Raw genomic sequence first — 19717 nt, forward strand, 5'->3', positions numbered from 1 at the left:
GGGAGACGCGGCGGCCAACGGCAGCCCCGCCCCGAGCCCGACGCCCAGGGCCCCGAGCAACACACTCCGACGAGACGACTTCGACAACGACATCCCGGACATGAAGTCTCCCCCACACGCGGCCACACACGGCGGACAGTTGAGTCATTGTCAGGTACGTGCCCGCAACAAGCCATGCCGCCGCGCGGCGTCACATGTCGTAGACCACCGTGACGGGCGCATGGTCCGACCACCGCTCCTCATGACTGGCCGCCCGCTCCACGAACCCCTTGACCGCGCGCTCCGCGAGCCCCGGCGTCGCCACGTGGTAGTCGATGCGCCAGCCTGCGTCATTGTCGAAAGCGCGCCCCCGGTAGGACCACCACGAGTAGGGCCCCTCGACGTCGGGATGCAGCGCGCGCACCACGTCGACGTACCCGGCACCCCCGTCGTCGGCGTCCCCCTCGAAGACCTCGCTGAGCCAGGCACGCTCCTCGGGCAGGAAGCCCGAGTTCTTCTTGTTGCCCTTCCAGTTCTTGAGGTCGGCCTCCTGGTGCGCGATGTTCCAGTCACCGCAGACCACGACCTGGCGCCCCTCGGCGGCGGCGCGCTGCTTGAGCCCCTTCAGGTAGGTGAGGAACTCCCCCATGAAGCGGATCTTCTCGTCCTGCCGCTCCGTGCCGACCTCGCCGGAGGGCAGATAGAGGCTCGCGACCGTGACGCCGGGCAGATCGGCCTCGACGTAGCGCCCGCTGCCGTCGAACTCCTGCGACCCGAACCCGACCCGCACCCGGTCCGGCTCACGGCGCGTATAGAGGGAGACACCCGCGCGCCCCTTGGCGGCGGCCGGCGCGTGCGTGACGTGCCAGCCCTCGGGCTCCCGCACCTCCTCGGGCAACTGCTGCGGCTCGGCCCGTACCTCCTGGAGGCAGAGCACGTCGGCCGATGTCTCGGCGAGGAACTCCACGAAGCCCTTCTTGGCGGCGGCGCGCAGCCCATTCACATTCACACTGGTCACGGTGAGCATCCCGGAACGATACCGGCACACTTGATGAATGACCTCACCCCACCGCATAGAAGTACGATGGTTCGCATGAGTATCCAGTCACCGCCGCAGCGGCCCTCCGTCGAGCTGCGCCCCACCCCTTTCGACCACCCCGACGCGGTCGAGCTCAACGACCGCGTGCAGCTCGAGTACGCGCAGCGGTACGGCGATGAGGGCGACGTCACCCCTCTCGACCCGGCCATGTTCGCCGCACCGCTCGGGCTGTACCTCCTCGCCTACGACGAGAACGGCACCCCGCTGGCCACCGGCGGCTGGCGCGGCCACGAGGAGAACGACGAGGGGTACGCGGACGGCGACGCCGAGATCAAGCGCATGTACGTCACCCCGGAGGCCCGTGGCCTCGGCCTGGCCCGCCGCATCCTGGCGACCCTGGAGGACGACGCGAGGAGCGCGGGCCGTACGCGCATGGTCCTGGAGACAGGCACGAAGCAGCCTGAGGCCATAGCCCTGTACACCTCGGCCGGCTACACCCCGGCCCCCGCCAAGTTCGGCCACTACCGCTTCGAGGACCTGAGCCGCTGCTTCGCGAAGCGGCTGTAGCTCCCCCACGCTTCAAATCTGGGGCACAGCAAAGATCCCGCCCAGTTCGATGAACTGGACGGGATCTCATGTGCAGTGGACCTGTGGGGATTTGAACCCCAGACCCCCTCGATGCGAACGAGGTGCGCTACCAGACTGCGCCACAGGCCCTTGCAACGAGTGAAACTCTAGCATCCCGATCCGGGTGCTCGGAAATCCGTTCCTGGCTGGTCACCCGGCCGGTGACCCGGCCGCTGACCTGCCCGCCGACCTGCCCGCCGACCTGGCCGCCGACCTGACTGGTCAGCCTCACTCGTTGGCGGCCCGCGGCCGCTCCCCTTCGTCGTACTGATCGAAGAGCGGCGTACGTCCGCGCTCGCGCGCCCGGCGGGCGGAAGCGGCCCGCCGTGCGTCACTGCGGCCGTCGACTCCGTCCACACCGTCGGCACCTTCCGCGCCATCGGCGTACTCGGCGTACTCCGCGCCCTCGCCGTACCCACTGCCGTCCGCCTCGCCCTCCGCCTCGTCGGCGGCGGGCTCCACGGAGCTCGACCGCGCCGAGCTCCAGGCGTCGGGCGCGCCCAAGTCGACGTCACCGGTGGCCCGCGGGGCGACCGGCGCGGTCACGTACGTCGGCAGGGGCACCGGCACCGGGTCCCAGCTGTCGCCGTGCCCGGGTCGGCGCTGCCGCTCGCGCTGCTGGTCCACCCACTCGGCGTGGTCGGTCTGCTCGACCAGGGCGCGGCGGTCGGCGGCGAGCGCCGAGAGACCGGTCTCCGTATCGGGCGCCGGTCCTTCCTCCGCGTCGTCGACAACGGCTTCCGCGCCGCCCGACGCGCGCCTGCGCGGCTGGCGTTCCCGCAGCCGCTGCGCCGCGACCTCGGCCCTGCGCCGGTCCATGGTGTAGGTGAAGCGGCGTCGCTCCTGGCCTCGCAGGTACACGATGTACGCGCTCAGGAGCGCGGCCGGTGCGGCGGGCGCCCAGAGGAACGCGAGCCCGCCCACCGCGGCGACGACCGCGCCGAGCGAGAAGGCGACGAACAGCATCACCGTCGTACGCCGACGGCGCGCGAGCACCTTCGAGCGCCGTGCGCGCGCGGCGGCTTCCGCCGATGCGGCCCGCTGGGCGGGCGACTGCTGAGGCCGTGCGCCGGTCGGCGCCGGGGTCGGGGTCGGGGTCGGCGCCGGGGTATTCACCTGCGCCCGTACAGAGGGCTTGGCCGGGGACTTCGCCGCGGGCTGCGCCTGGGACCGCCGCGAAGGCTGCTGGGTCTGGGCCCGCGCCGGCGGTCTGGCCGAGGGCTGCTGTGCCTGGGGTTTGACCGGCGCCTGGGGTTTGACCGGCACCTTGCCCTGCGGCTCGGACCGCTCTTCCTGTCCGCCCTGGCCGCCGTGTCCGCCCTGGCCGCCCGGTCGATCCTGTCGATGCGGGGGCGCGACGAAGGCCCGGACGTCCACCGAGCCGGTGGCGTTGTCCGGTTCGCGCGACTCCTCCTCTTCAGGCGAGCGCGCTTGCAGGTCCTTGGCGTATCGGCGCTCCATCGCCGCCCGTCCGGACAGGAGCCGGATGGCGGTGCTGAAGCGTTCCGTCGGACGGGCTTCATTGAGCTCGTCCTGCCTACGGAGCCACATCGGCACCAAGTAGGCGGCCCAGGCCCCGACGATGACTGCGTAGATGAGGCCGCTGCTGCTCACGCCTCACACGGTAGAGGGGTTTGCTTGAGGCCATCTGCCAATTGAGCCGGTGTGTCGCACGATCTGCCTGATATCTCGAACTTTTTTTGTGACTGATGCGATCAACAGGTCACCGGGAGCGTGAAATTAATGCTCTAGAGGGACCAAGTCGGGTCTCAGACGGTCGATCACCGATTAATTTCAAACACTTATTCTATTTACGCGGTCTTCCGGGGTCGTGCCTGGTGCCAGCGCCGGAGCAACCCTTCCGGTGCCTCTTCCGCGGTGAGCGCGAAGACAAGATGGTCGCGCCAGGCGCCATCGATGTGGAGATATCGTGGACGAAGCCCCTCCTCGCGGAATCCGAGTTTCTCCACGACCCTGCGGCTCGGCCCGTTCTCCGGGCGAATACAGACCTCGATACGGTGCAGCCCGACCGATCGGAAGCAATGGTCGACCGCGAGAGCGACGGCGGTCGGCATCACGCCGCGGCCCGCGACCGACTGGTCCACCCAGTAGCCGACATGGCCCGAGCACATCGATCCCCAGGTGATCCCGGCGACCGTCAACTGCCCGACAAGCCGCCCCTGATACTCGATCACGAACGGCAGCATGCGCCCGGCGTGCGCCTCGGCGCGCAGGTGCCTGACCATCTGACGGTAGGTCGGGCGGTGCACGATCGGGCCGCTGGGCGTGGGCGGCGGGATCGTCGCCTCCCAGGGGCGCAGCCAGTCCCGGTTGCGCCGGTTGACCTCACGCCATGGCCTCTGGTCGCGCATCTTTATCGGGCGGAGGGCAACATCGCCGTCCGTCAGCTCGACCGGCCAGGAAGGGCTGTTCAGCTCGCACCACCAGGCGGTACCTCCCAGGCCTTTCGGGCACTGGGGGAGGGTCTGGGATGGTCGCCGCCCCTGAGCTGCTCGATGGCGTGCGTGAGGAGGGGTTCCAGGACTGCGATCCCGTCCCGTACGCCACCCGTGGAGCCCGGCAGGTTGACGATGAGCGTGCGTCCCGCCACTCCGGCGAGACCGCGGGACAGCGCGGCCGTGGGCACCTTCTGCCTGCCGTACGCGCGAATCGCCTCCGGGATGCCCGGCACTTCGTGGTCGATGACGGCGCGGGTGGCTTCGGGGGTGCGGTCGGTGGGCGAGATGCCGGTGCCGCCTGTGGTGAGGATCACGTCGTATCCGGCGTCGGCTCCGGCGCGCAGGGCCTGCTCGACGGGTTCGCCGTCGGGGACGACCTGGGGGCCTTCGACCTGGAAGCCGAGCGCGGAAAGGGCGTCGGCGATGATCGGCCCGCCCCGGTCGGCGTAGACGCCTGCGGAGGCGCGGTTGGAGGCGGTGACGACGAGCGCGCGGTAGGCCGTCATGCGCCGGCTCCTTCGCGGCTCCAGTGCCCGGACTTACCGCCCGACTTCTCCTCGACGCGTACGTCCGTGATGACCGCGCCCTTGTCGACGGCCTTGACCATGTCGATCACCGTGAGGGCGGCCACGGTCACCGCGGTGAGGGCCTCCATCTCGACGCCCGTACGGTCCGTCGTCTTCACCGTGGCGAGGATCTCGACGGCGTCGTCCGCCACGGAGAGGTCGAGTTTCACTCCGGAGACGGCCAGCGGATGGCAGAGCGGGATCAGGTCGGGCGTGCGCTTGGCGCCCATGATGCCCGCGATCCGCGCGGTGGCGAGGGCGTCGCCCTTGGGGACGCCCTCGCCACGCAGCAGCTCGATCACGCGGGGCGAGACCAGGACGCGGCCGCTGGCACGGGCGACGCGCGCGGTCACGTCCTTCGCGGACACGTCGACCATGCGGGCGGCGCCCGCCTCATCGATGTGCGTCAGACTCTGGTGCTCAGAGGGTCCGGGGGTCTCCCCCCGGGAAATCGCGGTCATGTGCTGTGGCGCTCCCGGTCCGGGCCTCCCGCGGTGCGGCGCAAGGGGGCCTATGTGCGCGACACCGTACCGCGCGGGCGCCCCTCTCAGCCGAGCAGGACCACTTCGACGTCGGCGCCCGGCTCCACCGATGTGGTGTCCTCCGGGACGACGATCAGCGCGTCCGCGTGTGCGAGGGCCGCCACGAGGTGGGAGCCCGCGCCGCCCACGGGCCGCACGCTGCCCGCGTCGGCGTCGTACTGCCCCCGCAGGAACTGCCGCTTCCCACCGGGCGAGGTCAGCGTCTTGTCGGCGCTGAGCACCGCACGCGCCGTGGGCCGGTGGACGTCCGGGAGGCCCATCAGGGCGCGCACGGCGGGGCGTACGAAGAGCTCGAAGGAGACGTACGACGACACCGGGTTGCCCGGCAGGGCAAGCAGCGGGGTGTGGTCGGGGCCGATGGAGCCGAAGCCCTGCGGTTTGCCCGGCTGCATGGCGAGCTTGCGGAACTCGATGCCGCTGCCCGCCTCGACCCCGTCGTCTGCGTATCCCACGGATGAGAGGGCTTCCTTCACGACGTCGTACGCGCCGACGCTGACGCCGCCCGTGGTGACGATGAGGTCGGCGCGGATCAGCTGGTCCTCGATGGTGGAGCGCAGTGTCTCGGCGTCGTCGGCGACCGCGCCCACGCGGTAGGCGATCGCTCCGGCATCGCGGGCCGCGGCGGTGAGGGCGAAGCTGTTGGAGTCGAAGATCTGGCCCTTGGCCAACTCCTCGCCGGGCTGGATCAGTTCGCTGCCGGTGGACATGACGACCACGCGGGGGCGCGGGCGCACCTTGACCGTGCCACGGCCGATCGCGGCGAGCAGGCCGATCTGCGGGGCGCCGAGGACCGTGCCCGCGGTCAGCGCGCGGTCGCCTGCCTGGACGTCGCTGCCACGCGCGCGCACGTGTGCGCGTGCCTCGGCGGGGCGGTACACGCGGACCTCTCCAAAGGCTCCGTCAGGGGCCGCGCTGTGCGCGCGCATCCCGGAGACGGGGCCTTCGCCGAGGCCTCCGTCGGTCCACTCCACGGGCACGACGGCCTCGGCACCGGGCGGCAGCGGGGCGCCGGTCATGATGCGTGCGGCCTGGCCCGCGCCGACTTCTGGCTGCTCACCCTGGCCGGCGGCGACGTCGCCGATGACCGTCAGGACGGCGGGGAACTCCTCGCTCGCGCCCGCGATGTCGGCGACCCGGACCGCGTACCCGTCCATGGAGCTGTTGTCGAAGGGCGGCAGCGAGACGGGCACCGTGACGTCTTCGACGAGGACGCATCCCTGGGCGTCGAGGAGTTGGAGCTCGATGGGCTCCAGGGGGCGGACGGATCCGAGGATGTCGTCCAGGTGCTCACTCACCGACCAGACGTGGTCCTGGCCGGTGGCTTCGGTCGTCGCGCTGCTGGTCAAAGTGCTACATCTCCTCGGACACGTAACTGCGGAGCCAGGCCTGGAAGTCCGGGCCCAGGTCTTCACGTTCGCACGCGAGTCTGACAATGGCACGCAGATAGTCGCCACGGTCACCGGTGTCATAGCGGCGGCCCTTGAAGACGACGCCGTGCACGGGGCCGCCCACCTTCTCGTCGGCGGCGAGCTGCTGGAGGGCGTCGGTGAGCTGGATCTCGCCGCCGCGGCCCGGCTCGGTCTTGCGCAGTATGTCGAAGACGTGGGGGTCCAGGACGTAGCGGCCGATGATCGCGTAGTTGCTGGGGGCGTCCGCCGCGTCGGGCTTCTCGACCAGGCCGGTCACCTTGACGACGTCGCCCTCGTCCGTGGCGTCCACGGCCGCGCAGCCGTAGAGGTGGATCTGCTCGGGGGCCACCTCCATGAGGGCGATGACGCTGCCGCCGTGCCGCTCCTGGACCTCGACCATGCGGGCGAGCAGCGGGTCGCGCGGGTCGATCAGGTCGTCGCCGAGGAGCACCGCGAACGGTTCGTTGCCGACGTGCGGTGCGGCGCACAGGACGGCGTGACCGAGTCCCTTGGGGTCGCCCTGGCGTACGTAGTGCATGGTCGCGAGGTCGCTGGACTCCTGGACCTTCGCGAGTCTCGCCTCGTCGCCCTTCTTGAGAAGGGCCGACTCCAGTTCGTAGTTGCGGTCGAAGTGGTCCTCCAGGGGGCGCTTGTTGCGACCCGTGATCATGAGGACGTCATCGAGGCCGGCGGAGGCGGCCTCCTCGACCACGTACTGGATCGCCGGCTTGTCGACGACCGGCAGCATCTCCTTCGGAGTGGCCTTGGTGGCCGGCAGGAACCGGGTGCCCAGACCTGCCGCGGGGATGACAGCCTTGCTGATCCTTGGGGGGTGAGACTCAGTCATGTCCGTAACCATAACCGGTGAGTATGTGCGAAATCTGTGGGTGAGAACATTTTGTTCTCATATGAGCGCACCTGGAAGGATCTGTGAGCGCATCATGGAAGAAACCGGCTCGGACCAGCCAACCAAGCGCACGTTGCGCGGAGAATTCCTCGCGGTGAGGCGCCGGTTGACTAGGGATGACGCGCAGAAGGCCGCCGCGGTTCTCGCCGAGCGCGCGCTGGAGCTGCCGGAGCTCGCCGGGGCGCGCACGGTCGCGGCGTACGTCTCCGTGGGGAGCGAACCGGGGACCCACGCGCTCCTTGACGCCCTCCACGCGCGCGGGACGCGGGTTCTGCTGCCGGTGCTCCTCGCGGACAACGACCTGGACTGGGCCGCCTATGAGGGCGGCGCCTCGCTGGCCCCCGTGCAACACCCGGGAAAGATCGAGCTCTTGGAGCCCTCGGGGGCGCGGCTCGGGCCCGACGCCGTCCTGGCGGCGGACGCGGTGCTGCTGCCCGGCCTGGCCGTGGACGAGCGCGGGATGCGGCTCGGGCGCGGCGGCGGGTCGTACGACAGGGTGCTCGACCGGCTCGGGCGCGCCGGGGCCGATCCCGCCCTGGTGGTGCTCCTGTACGACACGGAGGTCGTCGCCCGCGTCCCCCAGGAGGCGCACGACAAGCCGGTGCACGCCGTCGTCACCCCGTCGGGAGTACGCCGCTTCCGCTGAGCGGCCGCCGCTGCGTCCTGTGACGCCGAAAGGGCCCTCCACGCGCGCGTGGAGGGCCCTTTCACTGATCCGTACGGCTGCTCAGGGGCGCAGCACCAGAGTGTCGTTCGTACTGCCCTTCACGGCCTTCTCGGAGAAGGACCACGGCAGCAGCTCGCCCTTGACCCACTTGCTGGTCTGGTCGGTGTAGTGCGCGCTGTAGGCGTGCCCCGAAGCGCCGGTGAGGTTGATCCACTTGGACTTGTCGAGGTCGTCGAGGTTCACCACCATGCGCATCGACGGCACCCACTGCACTCCGTAGCCGCCCGCCGCGTTCCAGCCGGTGGCGTTGACCGCCGCCTCGCCGCCGCCCAGCTTGAACGGGCCGCGGTTGAGCATGAACTGGAGCCAGCCGGGACCTTCGACGCCCAGGGTCTGATTCTTCAGGGTCAGCCGGTGCAGGCGGCCCCAGCTCCAGGTGTCGACGTCCTTGCCGAGCTTGGCCGTCAGGTCCCAGCGCGCGTCCTCAAGGGCCCGGCCGAACAGCTGGTCGCGGGTCTTGGTCGCGGCGTCCGTGCGGGTCTTCGGCGACTTCCACCAGTCGTTGTCCTCGTCGTCGAGGATCGACCGGATCACTTCGTAGTAGCGGTCGCCGCCATCGGGCTGCGCGGATTCCGCGTCACGCTGGCCGCACTCGCGCACCGGCTCGGCCTCGTCGGCGGGGCCCGTGTTCCCTGCGGGGTCGACGTTCAGGCACTGGCCCTTGACCCGCAGCTCCTTGGGCAGCTTGTTGCCGATGGTGAGCTTGAGGATGTTGCGCCAGACCGAATTGAAGTACGCGGCGGCAGCCGAATCGGGGTCCTGGGTGTAGTCCCAGCCCTCCAGGAGCTTCTGCGCCTCACGGACGTAGCTGTCCTTGACGTCGATCTTCAACAGCTTGGGCACCAGCACCTTGGCGATCTCGCTGCTGTTGTCCATCTGCATCGTGCGCATGTCCTCGGTGGAGACCTTCCCACCGTTCTTGATCTTCGACTGGATCAGGTCGGTGATGCGCTGGCTGCGCGCCCCGTAGCCCCAGTCCGACGTGAGCTTGTACGGGTAGTCCTTGCCGATGACGGCCTGGTTGGCGGTCACGATGTAGCCGCGCTTCGGGTCGTACTCGTAGGGCAGCGCGGTCTGCGGGATGTAGCCGGTCCAGCGGTAGTCGGAGTCCCAGCCGGGCGCGGGCAGTGCGCCGTCGCCCTTGCCGCGTACCGGGATCTTGCCCGGTGCCTGGTAGCCGATGTGACCCTTGGTGTCCGCGTAGATCAGGTTCTGCGAGGGCACTTCAAAAGAAGCGGCCGCCTTGCGGAACTGCGTGAAGTCCTTCGCCTTGTTGAGCTCGAAGACGGCGTCCATCGACCTGCCCGGCTTCAGGGCGGTCCAGCGCAGCGAGACTCCGTAGCCGTCGCCCCGGTCGGGGGCGGCGCTGTCGACCGTGGCCTTCTTGCCGACCTTCCGCAGTTCGTCGTCGCGGTCGGACAGCAGTGGTCCGTTGCCGGTCTCCCGAACGGTGATCTTCTTGGATTTGCCACCCGCGACCTTGATCGTCTCCACGCGGGACTTGAAGGGCAGCACCTTGTCGTCGTACTCGTAGCCGTCGCCCGCGAACTTCTCCAGGTAGAGGTCGGTGACGTCGGCGCCGAGATTCGTCATGCCCCAGGCGATGTCCTGGTTGTGGCCGATGACCACGCCGGGCATCCCGGCGAAGGTGTAGCCGGAGACGTCGTACTGGCAGTCCTTGGAGACCGACCGGCAGTGCAGGCCCATCTGGTACCAGGTGGAGGGCAGCTGCGGCGACAGGTGCGGGTCATTGGCGAGCAGGGGTTTCCCGGTGATCGTGTGGTCGCCGGCGACCACCCAGGAATTGGAGCCGATGCCGTTGCCGTTCGGCCCGAGGCCCGCGTCAGGGACGCTGTCCAGGATGTCGGAGAGGCCCGACAGCTGGGACTGCAGTCCGTCGGGGGCCTGGGCGTTGCCCGCGAGGCCCGTGCCCGCCGCGCCGCCGGTCTGTGACTGGGACTGACCGCCCGCGCTGCCCTTGCCCTCGTACTCCTTGGTGACGCTGTTGTAGGCGCCCTCCTGGACGATGGGCTTGTTCCGGTCGTACGGGTACTCCGGGTACAGGTCCTTGATCTGGGACGGGCCTAGGCGGCTGGTCATCAAGGAGCGGTCGATCTCGTCCTGCATGTTGCCGCGCAGGTCCCAGGCCATGGCCTTGAGCCACGCCACGGAGTCGACGGGGGTCCACTTCTGGGGCGCGTAGTCGTTGGTGAAGCCGAGGGCGGCGTACTCCAGGGAGATGTCCTTGCCGCTCTTGTCCTTCAAGTAGGCGTTGACTCCCTTGGAGTACGCCTGGAGGTACTTCTTCGTCTCCGGCGAGAGCTTGGAGTCGTACTCCTTCTGCGCCACACGGTGCCACCCGAGTGTCCGCAGGAATTCATCGGTCTTTACCTGACTCTTTCCAAACATCTCGGAGAGCCGACCGGAGGTCGTGTGACGGCGGACGTCCATCTCCCAGAAGCGGTCCTGCGCCTGCACGAAGCCCTGCGCCATGAACAGGTCGGCGTCGGACTCGGCGTAGATCTGCGGGATGCCGTTGCCGTCGCGCTTCACGTCGACGGGACCGGAGAGGCCGTCGAGTTTGATCGTCCCCTTCGTCTGCGGGAAGGAGGCGCGCACCGTGTCGACGCTCCAATAGGCGCCGTAACCGATGCCCGCCACGATGGCCAGGACCAGGACGATCACGATGAGGCGGGCTCGGCGCCCCTTCTTCTTGCCGGACTTATGACCGGAAGAGGCGGTGGTATTCGACGGCATCGCTGTCCTTGCTGTCCTTACGCGAGCGGCAGGGCTGGCTGGGCGGTGGTGGGAGCGCTGGAGCAACCATAGGCGCAGGGCACCGCGGCCCCGGACGCGGAGTCAGGAACCTACATCGCGACTTATCGTATGGACGTTCGAAGGCGTCAAGAAAGCGTTAACAATTAGGTAAGGTAACGAAGTACTTGGCTCACACGGAGGAAGGAACGGCCCCTGACTGTCCACCACCTCAACCAGCTTCTGCTCGTCTGCTCGCTCGTCCTGCTCGTCGCGGTCGCGGCGGTCCGCATCTCGTCGCGCAGCGGGCTCCCCAGCCTGCTTCTCTACCTCGGCATCGGCATCGCCATGGGCCAGGACGGCCTCGGCAACGTCACGTTCAACAACGCCGAGATGACGCAGGTCATCGGGTATGCGGCGCTCGTCGTGATCCTGGCCGAAGGCGGCCTCGGCACGAAGTGGAAAGAGATCAAACCCGCCCTGCCCGCAGCCGCCGTCCTGTCGCTCGCCGGCATCGCGGTAAGCGTCGGCGTGACGGCCGCCGGTGCCCATTACCTGGTCGGCCTCGAGTGGCGGCAGGCGCTCATCATCGGCGCGGTGGTCTCCTCCACGGACGCGGCCGCGGTCTTCTCCGTGCTGCGGAAGGTGCCGCTGCCTGCGCGCGTGACGGGCATCCTGGAAGCGGAATCGGGGTTCAACGACGCCCCTGTGGTGATCCTGGTCGTGGCCTTCTCCACGGCGGGACCCGTGGAGCACTGGTACGTCCTCATCGCCGAGATCGCCCTCGAGCTGGCGATCGGTGCCGCGATCGGCATCGCGGTGGGCTGGCTCGGCGCCTACGGCCTGCGGCACGTGGCGCTGCCCGCGTCCGGCCTCTACCCCATCGCCGTGATGGCCATCGCGGTCGCCGCCTACGCGGCCGGAGCCATGGCGCACGGCAGTGGATTCCTCGCCGTCTACCTCGCCTCGATGGCCCTCGGCAACGCGAGGCTGCCGCACTGGCCCGCCACCCGGGGCTTCGCCGAAGGGCTCGGCTGGATCGCGCAGATCGGCATGTTCGTCCTGCTCGGCCTCCTGGTCACCCCGCACGACCTGCTCGACGACACCTGGCCCGCGATCATCATCGGCTTGATCCTGACCATGGTGGCCAGACCCCTGGGGGTCATCGCGAGCCTCCTGCCGTTCCGCATGCCCTGGCAGGAGAAGGCCCTGATGTCCTGGGCAGGGCTTCGCGGAGCCGTGCCCATCATCCTCGCCACGATCCCGATGGTGAACGGCGTCGACGACAGCCAGCGGATCTTCAACATCGTCTTCGTCCTGGTCGTCGTCTACACCCTCATCCAGGGTCCTACGCTGCCGTGGCTGGCCAAGATGCTGCGCCTGGGCGACTCTTCGGGCGCCGCCGACCTGGGCGTCGAGTCGGCGCCTCTGGAGCGGCTCCGCGGACATCTGCTCTCGGTGGCGATCCCCAAGGGGTCGCGGATGCACGGCGTCGAGGTGGGCGAGCTGCGGATGCCCGCGGGGGCCGCGGTCACGCTCGTCGTTCGCAACGGCGAATCGTTCGTCCCGCAGCCCACGACCGTGCTCCAGCGCGGCGACGAGCTCCTGGTGGTCGCGACCGACCCGGTGCGGGACGCCGCGGAACGGCGGCTGCGAGCGGTCGGACAGGGCGGAAAGCTGGCCGGATGGCTGGGAACCACTGGTCACGAGACCAAAGAGCGGGGCAATCGCAGGTGACGGGCGCCTCAATCTCCGTATTCACAGGTCTCAGTGACCACATTCCCTGTACGCTGAATACACACTTCTTCTGTACTGACTGATCGAACCAACTCTGTCTGAAGCAGAGCTGGCGCCGACCGTATGGCGGCCGCGTGTCCTCGCAGTGGGCAACCGGCATCTACCGCAGTTCCGCGCAAGAGGACAGCTCTCGGCGCCGTCGCCCTGAAAAGGGGGCCGCGCTACCAGGCGGCAGAAAGGCACGGGCCGTGGCATCCACGGTCACCTCCCGCCCGGGATACGGACAGCTGCTGCGCACCCGCGGCGCCTGGACGTTTCTCCTGCCCGGCTTCGCGGCGCGACAGCCCTTCGCGATGCTGACCATCTCCATCGTCCTGCTGGTGCAGCACACCACCGGCTCGTACGGCGTCGCGGGCGCCGTATCGGCCGTCACCGGCGTCTCCATGGCCGTGTTCGCCCCCTTCGGCGGCAAGCTCGCCGACCGGTTCGGCCAGCGGGCCGTCCTGGTGCCGGGTGTGCTCGTGCACACGGTGTCGGTGCTCTCCCTGACGGTGCTCGCGCTCTCGGACGCGCCCTTGTGGGCGCTCTTCGTGGCGGCGGTGCCCACCGGCGCCTCACAGCCGCAGATCAGCCCCATGGTGCGGGCCCGCTGGGGCGTCAAGCTCCAGGACTCCCCGCTGGCGGGCACGGCGGCCGCCTTCGAGTCGGTCACGGACGAGCTGACGTTCGTCCTCGGCCCGCTCTTCGCGACGGCGCTGTGCACGACCATCGACCCGGCGGCCGGTCTCTTCACAGAGGCCGGACTCACCCTGGTGGGCGGCCTGCTGTTCGCCGCGCAGAAGAGCACCCAGCCCGAGCCCGCCTCCCGCGACGAGCACGCGCGCGTGGAGCACGTTTCCGCACTGCGGATCCCCGGTGTGCGGGTGCTGATCGCGACCTTCCTCGGCATCGGCGCCGTCTTCGGCGGCATGCAGGTCTCGCTGGCCGCCTTCACCGAGTCCATCGGCGAACCCGGCCTGAACGGCGTCCTGTACGGCACGTTCGCGGCGGGCAACATGCTCTCCGGTCTCATCTGCGGCGCCGTCGTCTGGAAGATCGCCCCGCAACGGCGTCTCCTCGTCGGATACTCGGCGCTGACCCTGATGGCTTCCGGCCTTCTGGTCGCGCACTCCGCGGTACTGCTCGCCGGGCTCGGTCTCCTGGTCGGCGTCTGCATCGCGCCCGCGCTGATCACCGGCTACACGCTGGTGGACCGTCTCGTGGACCCGACCGGCAGGACCGAGGCGTTCACCTGGCTCACCGGCGCCGTCGCGCTCGGCCAGGCTGCCGCCGTCACGGTCGCCGGACAGTTGGAGGACCGCTTCTGGGACGGCGCCGGATTCCTGGTGCCGCTGGGCGGTACGGCGCTGGCCCTGCTGGTGCTCGTGACCCTGCGCTCGCGGCTCGTGCCGCGGTCCGCCGGGCGCACCGTGGCACGTGGCGTGGGTCACCGCGAGCCGGTCACAGTGGACTGATCTCGCGGAATAAGTCACTATGGACCGTCGTTAGCACTCAACGAGTGAGAGTGCCAGGAGGAAGCAAGTGCCGACGTACCAGTACCAGTGCACCGAATGTGGCGAGGGCCTCGAGGCGGTGCAGAAGTTCACCGATGACGCCTTGACCGTGTGCCCCAGCTGCGACGGACGCCTCAAGAAGGTGTTCTCTGCGGTCGGCATCGTCTTCAAGGGATCCGGCTTCTACCGCAACGACAGCCGCAGCTCGTCGTCGAGCAGCACGCCGGCCTCGGCCTCCGCGTCGAAGTCCTCGGACTCCAAGTCGTCAGACTCCAAGTCCTCGGATTCCAAGTCCTCCGCGAGCGCGTCGTCGTCCTCCTCATCGGGCTCCTCGGACTCGAAGTCCTCCGGCTCGTCGGGCTCGTCCTCGGGTTCGTCCAGCTCTTCGAGCTCGTCGGCCGCCTAGGGCAGACCGCCCCGCGCATCTCTTTCCTCCAGGCCCCCGCCGTCCTGCGACGGCGGGGACTTCGGCGTTCTCGGGCCCGGCTACTGTGCTGGACATGGTGAATACGGCGAACGCGAGTACGGGCGACGCGATGCGGGCCGAGATCGGTGTCATCGGCGGATCCGGCTTCTACTCCTTCCTCGACAACGTGACCGAACTCCAGGTCGACACTCCCTACGGAGCGCCGAGCGACTCCCTCTTCATCGGTGATATCGCCGGGCGGCGGGTCGCGTTCCTGCCCCGGCACGGCCGCGGACACCATCTGCCGCCGCATCGCATCAACTACCGCGCCAACCTCTGGGCGTTGCGCTCCGTGGGCGTACGGCAGGTGCTCGGCCCGTGTGCGGTGGGCGGGCTGCGGCCCCAGTTCGGGCCCGGGACGCTGCTGGTGCCCGATCAGCTCGTGGACCGCACCAAGACACGTACGCCGACGTACTTCGACGGGGTTCCGCTGCCGGACGGGAGCGTGCCGAATGTCGTGCACGTGTCGCTGGCCGATCCGTACTGCCCCGTGGGTCGCGGCGTCGCGCTGAAGGCGGCGCGCGGGCGGGAGTGGGAGCCGGTGGACGGCGGGACGCTGGTCGTGATCGAGGGACCGCGGTTCTCGACCCGGGCCGAATCGCTCTGGCACGCGGCGCAGGGCTGGTCGGTGGTGGGCATGACCGGACATCCCGAGGCCGTTCTCGCCCGTGAACTGGAGCTCTGCTACACGTCGTTGACGCTGGTCACGGACCTGGACGCGGGTGCGGAGAGCGGCGAGGGCGTCTCGCACGAAGAGGTGCTCCAGGTCTTCGCGGCCAATGTGGACCGGCTACGGACGGTGCTGTTCGACGCGGTGGCGGGGCTGCCTGCTAAGAGCGGGCGGGACTGTGCGTGTGCGGGGGCGTTGGGTGGGATGGAGCCGGGGATTCGCTTGCCGTGAGGGGTTCGGAACGGATGTGAGGCCGGAAGGCATGTGAGATCGGAAGGCACGTGAGACCCGAAGGCGTGTGAGGCCGGACGGCATGTGAGGCCGGAACTTCCCCTTCGGGTGAGGGAGTTGTCCACAACCGGGGAGTAGTACACGGGGCTCAGCGGGATTCGGCGCGGGCCTGCATCGTGAGAGCGGAAGGCAAGATCCTCAGCTCTCTCGACTCTCCGCAGGCGGTGGCCGTCGTGGCGCATGTTTCCTCAGACATCTCTTCCCCTCCCCCTCCCCCGCTGTGTCCCGTGCCGCACTTCGCCCCCGTGCGCGTCCGCGGTGGCGGAGAAGCGCGGCACCGGCTGCGCAGGCTGCTGCGGCACAGACGGCGGGCGATGGCCGTGGGGCTCGCGGTGACCGCGGCCGCGCTCGTGGCAGCAGGACCGCGGGACGCGCAGCGGGTGCGGGATTCCGAACGGGTGGGGCCGCGTGAGCATCCGGCCGCCGCTGCCGCGCCCACGCGGGAGCACGAACGCACCGGCTCCCGGAACCTGGTGACGGCGCCGGTGCGGATCGCCGACGCGGAGACGGTGCGTCTGCTGCACCGTGGCGACCGGGTCGATGTCGTCGGCGCCGATGGCTCGACGTCACGGGTGATGGCTGCCGGCGCCATGGTCGCCGAGGTGCCCGAGCCCCTGGAGGGCACGTCCGCGGGCGCCGCCGAGGTAGGGGCGTTGGTCGTGCTCTCCGTGCCTCGGTCGACGGCGGCACGGCTCGCCGGAGCCGGCGGCAGCATGCGGCTGGCGGTGACACTGTGCTGATTCACAACATGTGCAACTGCACTGACATCCTGTCAAGTCACTCATTCGTGGGACCCAATTGGACAGTGCTGCCAGGCCCTGACGTAGGTTGCGAAGCTGTCTGTTTCACGACCTGCACTTGCAACGAAAGGCCTCGTGGTGAGCGAGAAGAACGGACCGGGTCTCTGGGAGGGCTTCAAAGCCTTCCTGATGCGCGGCAATGTCGTCGACCTGGCGGTCGCGGTGGTCATCGGAGCCGCGTTCACGAACATCGTGAACTCCGTGGTGAAGGGTGTCATCAACCCGCTGGTCGGTGCCTTCGGGACGAAGGACCTCGACCACTACAGCTCGTGCCTGCAAGGTCCGTGTGTGACGAACGCCGACGGCACGGTCGAGAGCGGCATCCCGATCATGTGGGGCACGGTCCTCAGCTCGACCCTCAGCTTCCTCATCACCGCGGCCGTCGTCTACTTCCTGATGGTGCTGCCCATGGCCAAGTACCTGGCGAGGCAGGCCGCACGGAAGGCCGAGAAGGAGGGCACGCAGGAGGTCATCGAGATCTCGGAGCTGGAGGTCCTCAAGGAGATCCGCGACGCCCTGGTCGCACAGCGGGGCACGGGGTCGGGCCCGGAGTCAGGCACAGGAGCAGGCCCGGGTTCGGGTTCGACGCCGAGCGGCCAGTAGCTCGGGCTCAGAGGTGGTGGGGCGGCTTCTCGTCGAGGAAGCGGGCCAGGTCGGCGGCGCTGTCGCCGCCCGCAGGCCGTTCGCCCCACCCGCGGTCCGTGTCGTCCGAAGACTGCTGCGACAGCGGGTCGTCGAAGACCAAGGCGCTCTTCGGCTTCTTCGGCGCCGCGGAGCCCTTCGGGGTCTCCGGTTCCTCCGGGTCGTGCGGTTCGGGGGCGGGGGCGGTGCTCATGTCTCCAGGGTACGTCCGTGGGACGCGGCCCCTCCCCCGCTCAGCTCGGCGCCTCCGCGCCCTTGCGGGCGTAGAACCACCAGCAGACGACGAGGCATGTCGCGTAGAAGCCGATGAACAGCCAGAGTGCGCTGGTGACGGCCATGCTCGCGAACATCGCCGGGATGAAGAAGAAGCCGTAGGCGGCGATCGCCGCGGAGAAGCCGGTGACCGCGCCCGCCTCCATCTCGGACTGCTTGAGCGCGGCCTGCTCCGCCTGGGGGCCCTTGCCCTCCACCTGCTTGAGATGCTGGTCCCGGAAGATCACCGGGATCTGCCGGAACGTCGAGCCGTTGCCGACCCCGGAGAAGGCGAAGGCGCAGAGGAAGCCGATGTAGAAGGCCCAGAAGCTGCCCTTGTCGCCACCGGACGGCAGAGCGTTGATCACGACGACCAGCGAGACGGCCATGCCCACGAAGGACACCATGGTGACCCGGGCCCCGCCGATCTTGTCCGAGAGCCAGCCGCCCGCCCAGCGGGTGAGGGCGCCGATGAAGGGGCCGACCCAGGCGTACGTGGTCGCCTGGTAGCCGGATGCGGCGAAGTTGTTCTTGATGAGCAGCGGCAGTCCCGCGGCGAACCCGATGAACGACCCGAACGTGCCGACGTAGAGCCACGTCATCAGCCAGTTGTGCTTGCGCTTGAAGATGATCTTCTGCTGGCTGAACGGGGCGGCGGCGACCTTGAGGTCGTTCATCAGGAACCAGGAGAGCAGCGCCACGATCACCAGGAGCGGCACCCAGAGGAAGGCGCCGTTCTGCAGCCAGACGTCCTGGTTCTTGACCGTGTCGCGCTGGGAGCCGCCGGCCGGGGCGCCGAGCACGGCAGCCGTGACGACCAGCGGGGCGACGAGCTGGACGACGGAGACGCCGAGGTTGCCGAGACCGCCGTTGAGCCCGTTGGCGCTGCCCTTCTCCCTCTTGGGGAAGAAGAAGCCGATGTTGGCCATGGACGAGGAGAAGTTGGCGCCGCCGATGCCACAGACGGCGGCGATCAGGGCGAGCTCCCAGTAGGGCGTTCCGGTGTCCTGGAGCGCGAAGCCGAGCCAGAGCATCGGCGCGATCAGGATGATCGTGGAGAGCGCGGTGAACTTCCGCTCGCCGAAGATCGGCCCGATGAAGGTGTAGAGGATCCGGAAGGTGCCGCCGGTGAGGCCGGGGATGGCCGTCAGCCAGAACAGCTGCGAGGTGGAGAGGCCGAATCCGACGTCGTTGAGGCGGACGGCGGTGACCGACCACACCTGCCAGACGACGAAGCCGAGCATCAACGCCGGGATCGACACCCACAGGTTGCGGACCGCGACCTTGTGGCCGATGGGCCGCCAGAACTCGTCGTCCTCGGGGCGCCAGTCCTCGATGGTGGATCCGGGACGGTAGGTGTCGCCCGTCCGCCTGTGGCTGGTGGGAGCGCTCATGAGGCAACCGTAGGTAGGGCGCATCGGGAGCGCTCGGCCGCTGAGCCGTTCGGGTGGTGCCGGGCCCTGCGTCCGTGGTCGCTTTCAGACCGCTTGGAGGCCCTGAGCTGCGAAGATCTCCCTGGCGGCGGCCACCTGGCCAGGCGTGGGCGAAGGGGTGTCGCGCAGGGTGAAGTCCTTGCCCAGAGCCTCCCATTTCGCCTCCCCCAGCTTGTGGAAGGGCAGCACGTCGACGCGCGAGACGTTGCCGAGCGAGGCAGCGAAGCGGGCGACGCCCTCGATGTTCTGGGGGTCGTCGGTCAGGCCGGGCACGAGGACGAACCGCACCCAGACATCCTTGCCGAGGTCGGCGAGGCGGTGGGCGAAGTCGAGGGTGGGCCGCAGCGGGCGTCCGGTGACCTTCTTGTACGTCTCGCGGTCCCAGGACTTGATGTCGAGGAGCACGAGGTCGGCGTCCCGGAGCAGGGCGTCGGTGGCGCGCACGCCGAGGAAGCCGGAGGTGTCGAGGGCGGTGTGCAGGCCCAGTTCGTGCTTGAGGCGGTTCAGGAGTTCACCGGTGAAGACCGGCTGGAGGAGGGGTTCGCCGCCGCTGACGGTGGCTCCGCCGCCCGCCGCCGAGATGAACGTGGTGTATTTGGCGGCCTCCGCGATCACGTCGTCGGCGGTGGTCCGCTTGCCGTCACGCATCCGCCAGGTGTCGGGGTTGTGGCAGTACAGGCAGGTCAGCGGGCAGCCCGAGAGGAATGTGACGAAGCGGCTGCCGGGGCCGTCGACGCCGGTGGACAGGTCCCAGGAGTGGATGGAGCCCGTGACGGGGCGCCGGGTGACCGCGGCGGCCGGGGTCGCCGAGGTCGCCGGGGTCGCCGGGGTCGCCGGGGTCGCCGTGTCGAGCAGAGCAGTCAT

Annotated in this window: 19 protein-coding genes and 1 tRNA gene; 8 read left to right on the forward strand and 12 right to left on the reverse strand. The window is 69.3% G+C overall.

Translation table 11 applies throughout. The features are described from left to right. Window positions 1-190 precede the first annotated feature (190 nt). Window positions 191-1006, reverse strand: a complete 816-nt coding sequence (locus ACFVXC_RS13405; protein WP_389904809.1) for an exodeoxyribonuclease III — start codon at window positions 1004-1006, stop codon at window positions 191-193. A 66-nt stretch (window positions 1007-1072) separates the two neighbouring features. On the opposite strand from ACFVXC_RS13405, the gene ACFVXC_RS13410 reads away from it, so the two are divergent. Further along, window positions 1073-1585: a GNAT family N-acetyltransferase gene (locus ACFVXC_RS13410; protein ID WP_389904811.1), complete on the forward strand. Its 513-nt coding sequence runs from the start codon at window positions 1073-1075 to the stop codon at window positions 1583-1585. A gap of 76 nt (window positions 1586-1661) precedes the next feature. Here the strand turns inward: ACFVXC_RS13410 and ACFVXC_RS13415 are convergent. The 7 genes from ACFVXC_RS13415 to galU form a co-directional block, all read right to left on the reverse strand. Continuing rightward, window positions 1662-1735 (reverse strand) — tRNA-Ala (locus ACFVXC_RS13415). A gap of 138 nt (window positions 1736-1873) precedes the next feature. After that, window positions 1874-3259: a gephyrin-like molybdotransferase receptor GlpR gene (gene glpR / locus ACFVXC_RS13420; protein ID WP_389904813.1), complete on the reverse strand. Its 1386-nt coding sequence runs from the start codon at window positions 3257-3259 to the stop codon at window positions 1874-1876. A 197-nt stretch (window positions 3260-3456) separates the two neighbouring features. Further along, window positions 3457-4080, reverse strand: a complete 624-nt coding sequence (locus ACFVXC_RS13425) for a GNAT family N-acetyltransferase (protein ID WP_389905291.1) — start codon at window positions 4078-4080, stop codon at window positions 3457-3459. Further along, window positions 4077-4610 carry a molybdenum cofactor biosynthesis protein B gene (locus tag ACFVXC_RS13430; protein WP_389904815.1) on the reverse strand — a complete coding sequence of 178 codons (534 nt, stop codon included), beginning with the start codon at window positions 4608-4610 and terminating at the stop codon, window positions 4077-4079. The genes ACFVXC_RS13425 and ACFVXC_RS13430 overlap by 4 nt, the downstream gene beginning before the upstream one ends. Then, complete coding sequence (gene moaC, locus ACFVXC_RS13435) at window positions 4607-5131, reverse strand: cyclic pyranopterin monophosphate synthase MoaC (RefSeq protein ID WP_389904817.1); 525 nt, start codon at window positions 5129-5131, stop codon at window positions 4607-4609. Before moaC ends, ACFVXC_RS13430 begins: the two co-directional genes overlap by 4 nt. Before the next feature lie 86 nt (window positions 5132-5217). Then, window positions 5218-6558 (reverse strand): gephyrin-like molybdotransferase Glp, encoded by a 1341-nt coding sequence (gene glp / locus ACFVXC_RS13440; protein WP_389904820.1) that lies wholly within the window; start codon window positions 6556-6558, stop codon window positions 5218-5220. Window positions 6559-6562: 4 nt separating this feature from the next. Continuing rightward, the gene (gene galU / locus ACFVXC_RS13445) at window positions 6563-7468 is read right to left on the reverse strand and encodes a UTP--glucose-1-phosphate uridylyltransferase GalU (RefSeq protein WP_389904822.1); all 906 of its coding nucleotides are present in this window, start codon (window positions 7466-7468) and stop codon (window positions 6563-6565) included. A 94-nt stretch (window positions 7469-7562) separates the two neighbouring features. Between galU and ACFVXC_RS13450 the strand changes: the two genes are divergently transcribed. Beyond that, window positions 7563-8174: a 5-formyltetrahydrofolate cyclo-ligase gene (locus ACFVXC_RS13450; protein ID WP_389904824.1), complete on the forward strand. Its 612-nt coding sequence runs from the start codon at window positions 7563-7565 to the stop codon at window positions 8172-8174. An 81-nt stretch (window positions 8175-8255) separates the two neighbouring features. Here ACFVXC_RS13450 and ACFVXC_RS13455 read toward each other — a convergent pair whose 3' ends face one another. Beyond that, window positions 8256-11012, reverse strand: a complete 2757-nt coding sequence (locus ACFVXC_RS13455; RefSeq protein ID WP_389904826.1) for a penicillin acylase family protein — start codon at window positions 11010-11012, stop codon at window positions 8256-8258. A 213-nt stretch (window positions 11013-11225) separates the two neighbouring features. Here ACFVXC_RS13455 and ACFVXC_RS13460 point away from each other — a divergent pair, with 213 nt between their 5' ends. From ACFVXC_RS13460 to mscL, 6 genes are all read left to right on the forward strand, one after another. Then, on the forward strand, window positions 11226-12746 hold the full coding sequence (locus ACFVXC_RS13460; protein WP_389905293.1) for a potassium/proton antiporter: 1521 nt from the start codon (window positions 11226-11228) through the stop codon (window positions 12744-12746). A 248-nt stretch (window positions 12747-12994) separates the two neighbouring features. Continuing rightward, the gene (locus tag ACFVXC_RS13465) at window positions 12995-14260 is read left to right on the forward strand and encodes an MFS transporter (RefSeq protein ID WP_389904828.1); all 1266 of its coding nucleotides are present in this window, start codon (window positions 12995-12997) and stop codon (window positions 14258-14260) included. Between the two features lie 67 nt (window positions 14261-14327). Further along, a complete protein-coding gene (locus ACFVXC_RS13470; RefSeq protein WP_389904829.1) occupies window positions 14328-14705 on the forward strand; it encodes an FmdB family zinc ribbon protein in 378 nt (125 codons plus the stop codon). Between the two features lie 94 nt (window positions 14706-14799). Then, window positions 14800-15666 carry an S-methyl-5'-thioadenosine phosphorylase gene (locus ACFVXC_RS13475; protein WP_389904830.1) on the forward strand — a complete coding sequence of 289 codons (867 nt, stop codon included), beginning with the start codon at window positions 14800-14802 and terminating at the stop codon, window positions 15664-15666. A 287-nt stretch (window positions 15667-15953) separates the two neighbouring features. After that, the gene (locus tag ACFVXC_RS13480; protein ID WP_389904832.1) at window positions 15954-16466 is read left to right on the forward strand and encodes a hypothetical protein; all 513 of its coding nucleotides are present in this window, start codon (window positions 15954-15956) and stop codon (window positions 16464-16466) included. Window positions 16467-16604: 138 nt separating this feature from the next. After that, window positions 16605-17129: a large conductance mechanosensitive channel protein MscL gene (gene mscL / locus ACFVXC_RS13485; RefSeq protein ID WP_389904833.1), complete on the forward strand. Its 525-nt coding sequence runs from the start codon at window positions 16605-16607 to the stop codon at window positions 17127-17129. Between the two features lie 7 nt (window positions 17130-17136). Here mscL and ACFVXC_RS13490 read toward each other — a convergent pair whose 3' ends face one another. The 3 genes from ACFVXC_RS13490 to pflA all read right to left on the reverse strand — a co-directional run bounded on the left by ACFVXC_RS13490 (window position 17137) and on the right by pflA (window position 19717). Further along, window positions 17137-17361: a hypothetical protein gene (locus ACFVXC_RS13490; RefSeq protein ID WP_389904834.1), complete on the reverse strand. Its 225-nt coding sequence runs from the start codon at window positions 17359-17361 to the stop codon at window positions 17137-17139. A gap of 40 nt (window positions 17362-17401) precedes the next feature. Further along, window positions 17402-18814, reverse strand: coding sequence for a NarK family nitrate/nitrite MFS transporter (locus ACFVXC_RS13495; RefSeq protein ID WP_389904836.1), 1413 nt, complete (start codon window positions 18812-18814; stop codon window positions 17402-17404). Window positions 18815-18898: 84 nt separating this feature from the next. Further along, window positions 18899-19717, reverse strand: a complete 819-nt coding sequence (gene pflA, locus ACFVXC_RS13500) for a pyruvate formate-lyase-activating protein (protein ID WP_389904838.1) — start codon at window positions 19715-19717, stop codon at window positions 18899-18901.

This window comes from Streptomyces sp. NPDC058257 (assembly GCF_042881845.1).
Lineage (GTDB): Bacteria > Actinomycetota > Actinomycetes > Streptomycetales > Streptomycetaceae > Streptomyces.

Coding starts and splice junctions, on each gene's coding strand:
- ACFVXC_RS13495 (WP_389904836.1), bottom strand. CDS start 18,814: ATGAGCGCTCCCACCAGCCACAGGCGGACGGGCGACACCTACCGTCCC.
- ACFVXC_RS13490 (WP_389904834.1), bottom strand. CDS start 17,361: ATGAGCACCGCCCCCGCCCCCGAACCGCACGACCCGGAGGAACCGGAG.
- ACFVXC_RS13455 (WP_389904826.1), bottom strand. CDS start 11,012: ATGCCGTCGAATACCACCGCCTCTTCCGGTCATAAGTCCGGCAAGAAG.
- galU (WP_389904822.1), bottom strand. CDS start 7,468: ATGACTGAGTCTCACCCCCCAAGGATCAGCAAGGCTGTCATCCCCGCG.
- ACFVXC_RS13430 (WP_389904815.1), bottom strand. CDS start 4,610: ATGACGGCCTACCGCGCGCTCGTCGTCACCGCCTCCAACCGCGCCTCC.
- ACFVXC_RS13405 (WP_389904809.1), bottom strand. CDS start 1,006: ATGCTCACCGTGACCAGTGTGAATGTGAATGGGCTGCGCGCCGCCGCC.
- pflA (WP_389904838.1), bottom strand. CDS start 19,717: ATGACTGCTCTGCTCGACACGGCGACCCCGGCGACCCCGGCGACCCCG.
- moaC (WP_389904817.1), bottom strand. CDS start 5,131: ATGACCGCGATTTCCCGGGGGGAGACCCCCGGACCCTCTGAGCACCAG.
- ACFVXC_RS13410 (WP_389904811.1), top strand. CDS start 1,073: ATGAGTATCCAGTCACCGCCGCAGCGGCCCTCCGTCGAGCTGCGCCCC.
- ACFVXC_RS13475 (WP_389904830.1), top strand. CDS start 14,800: ATGGTGAATACGGCGAACGCGAGTACGGGCGACGCGATGCGGGCCGAG.
- ACFVXC_RS13450 (WP_389904824.1), top strand. CDS start 7,563: ATGGAAGAAACCGGCTCGGACCAGCCAACCAAGCGCACGTTGCGCGGA.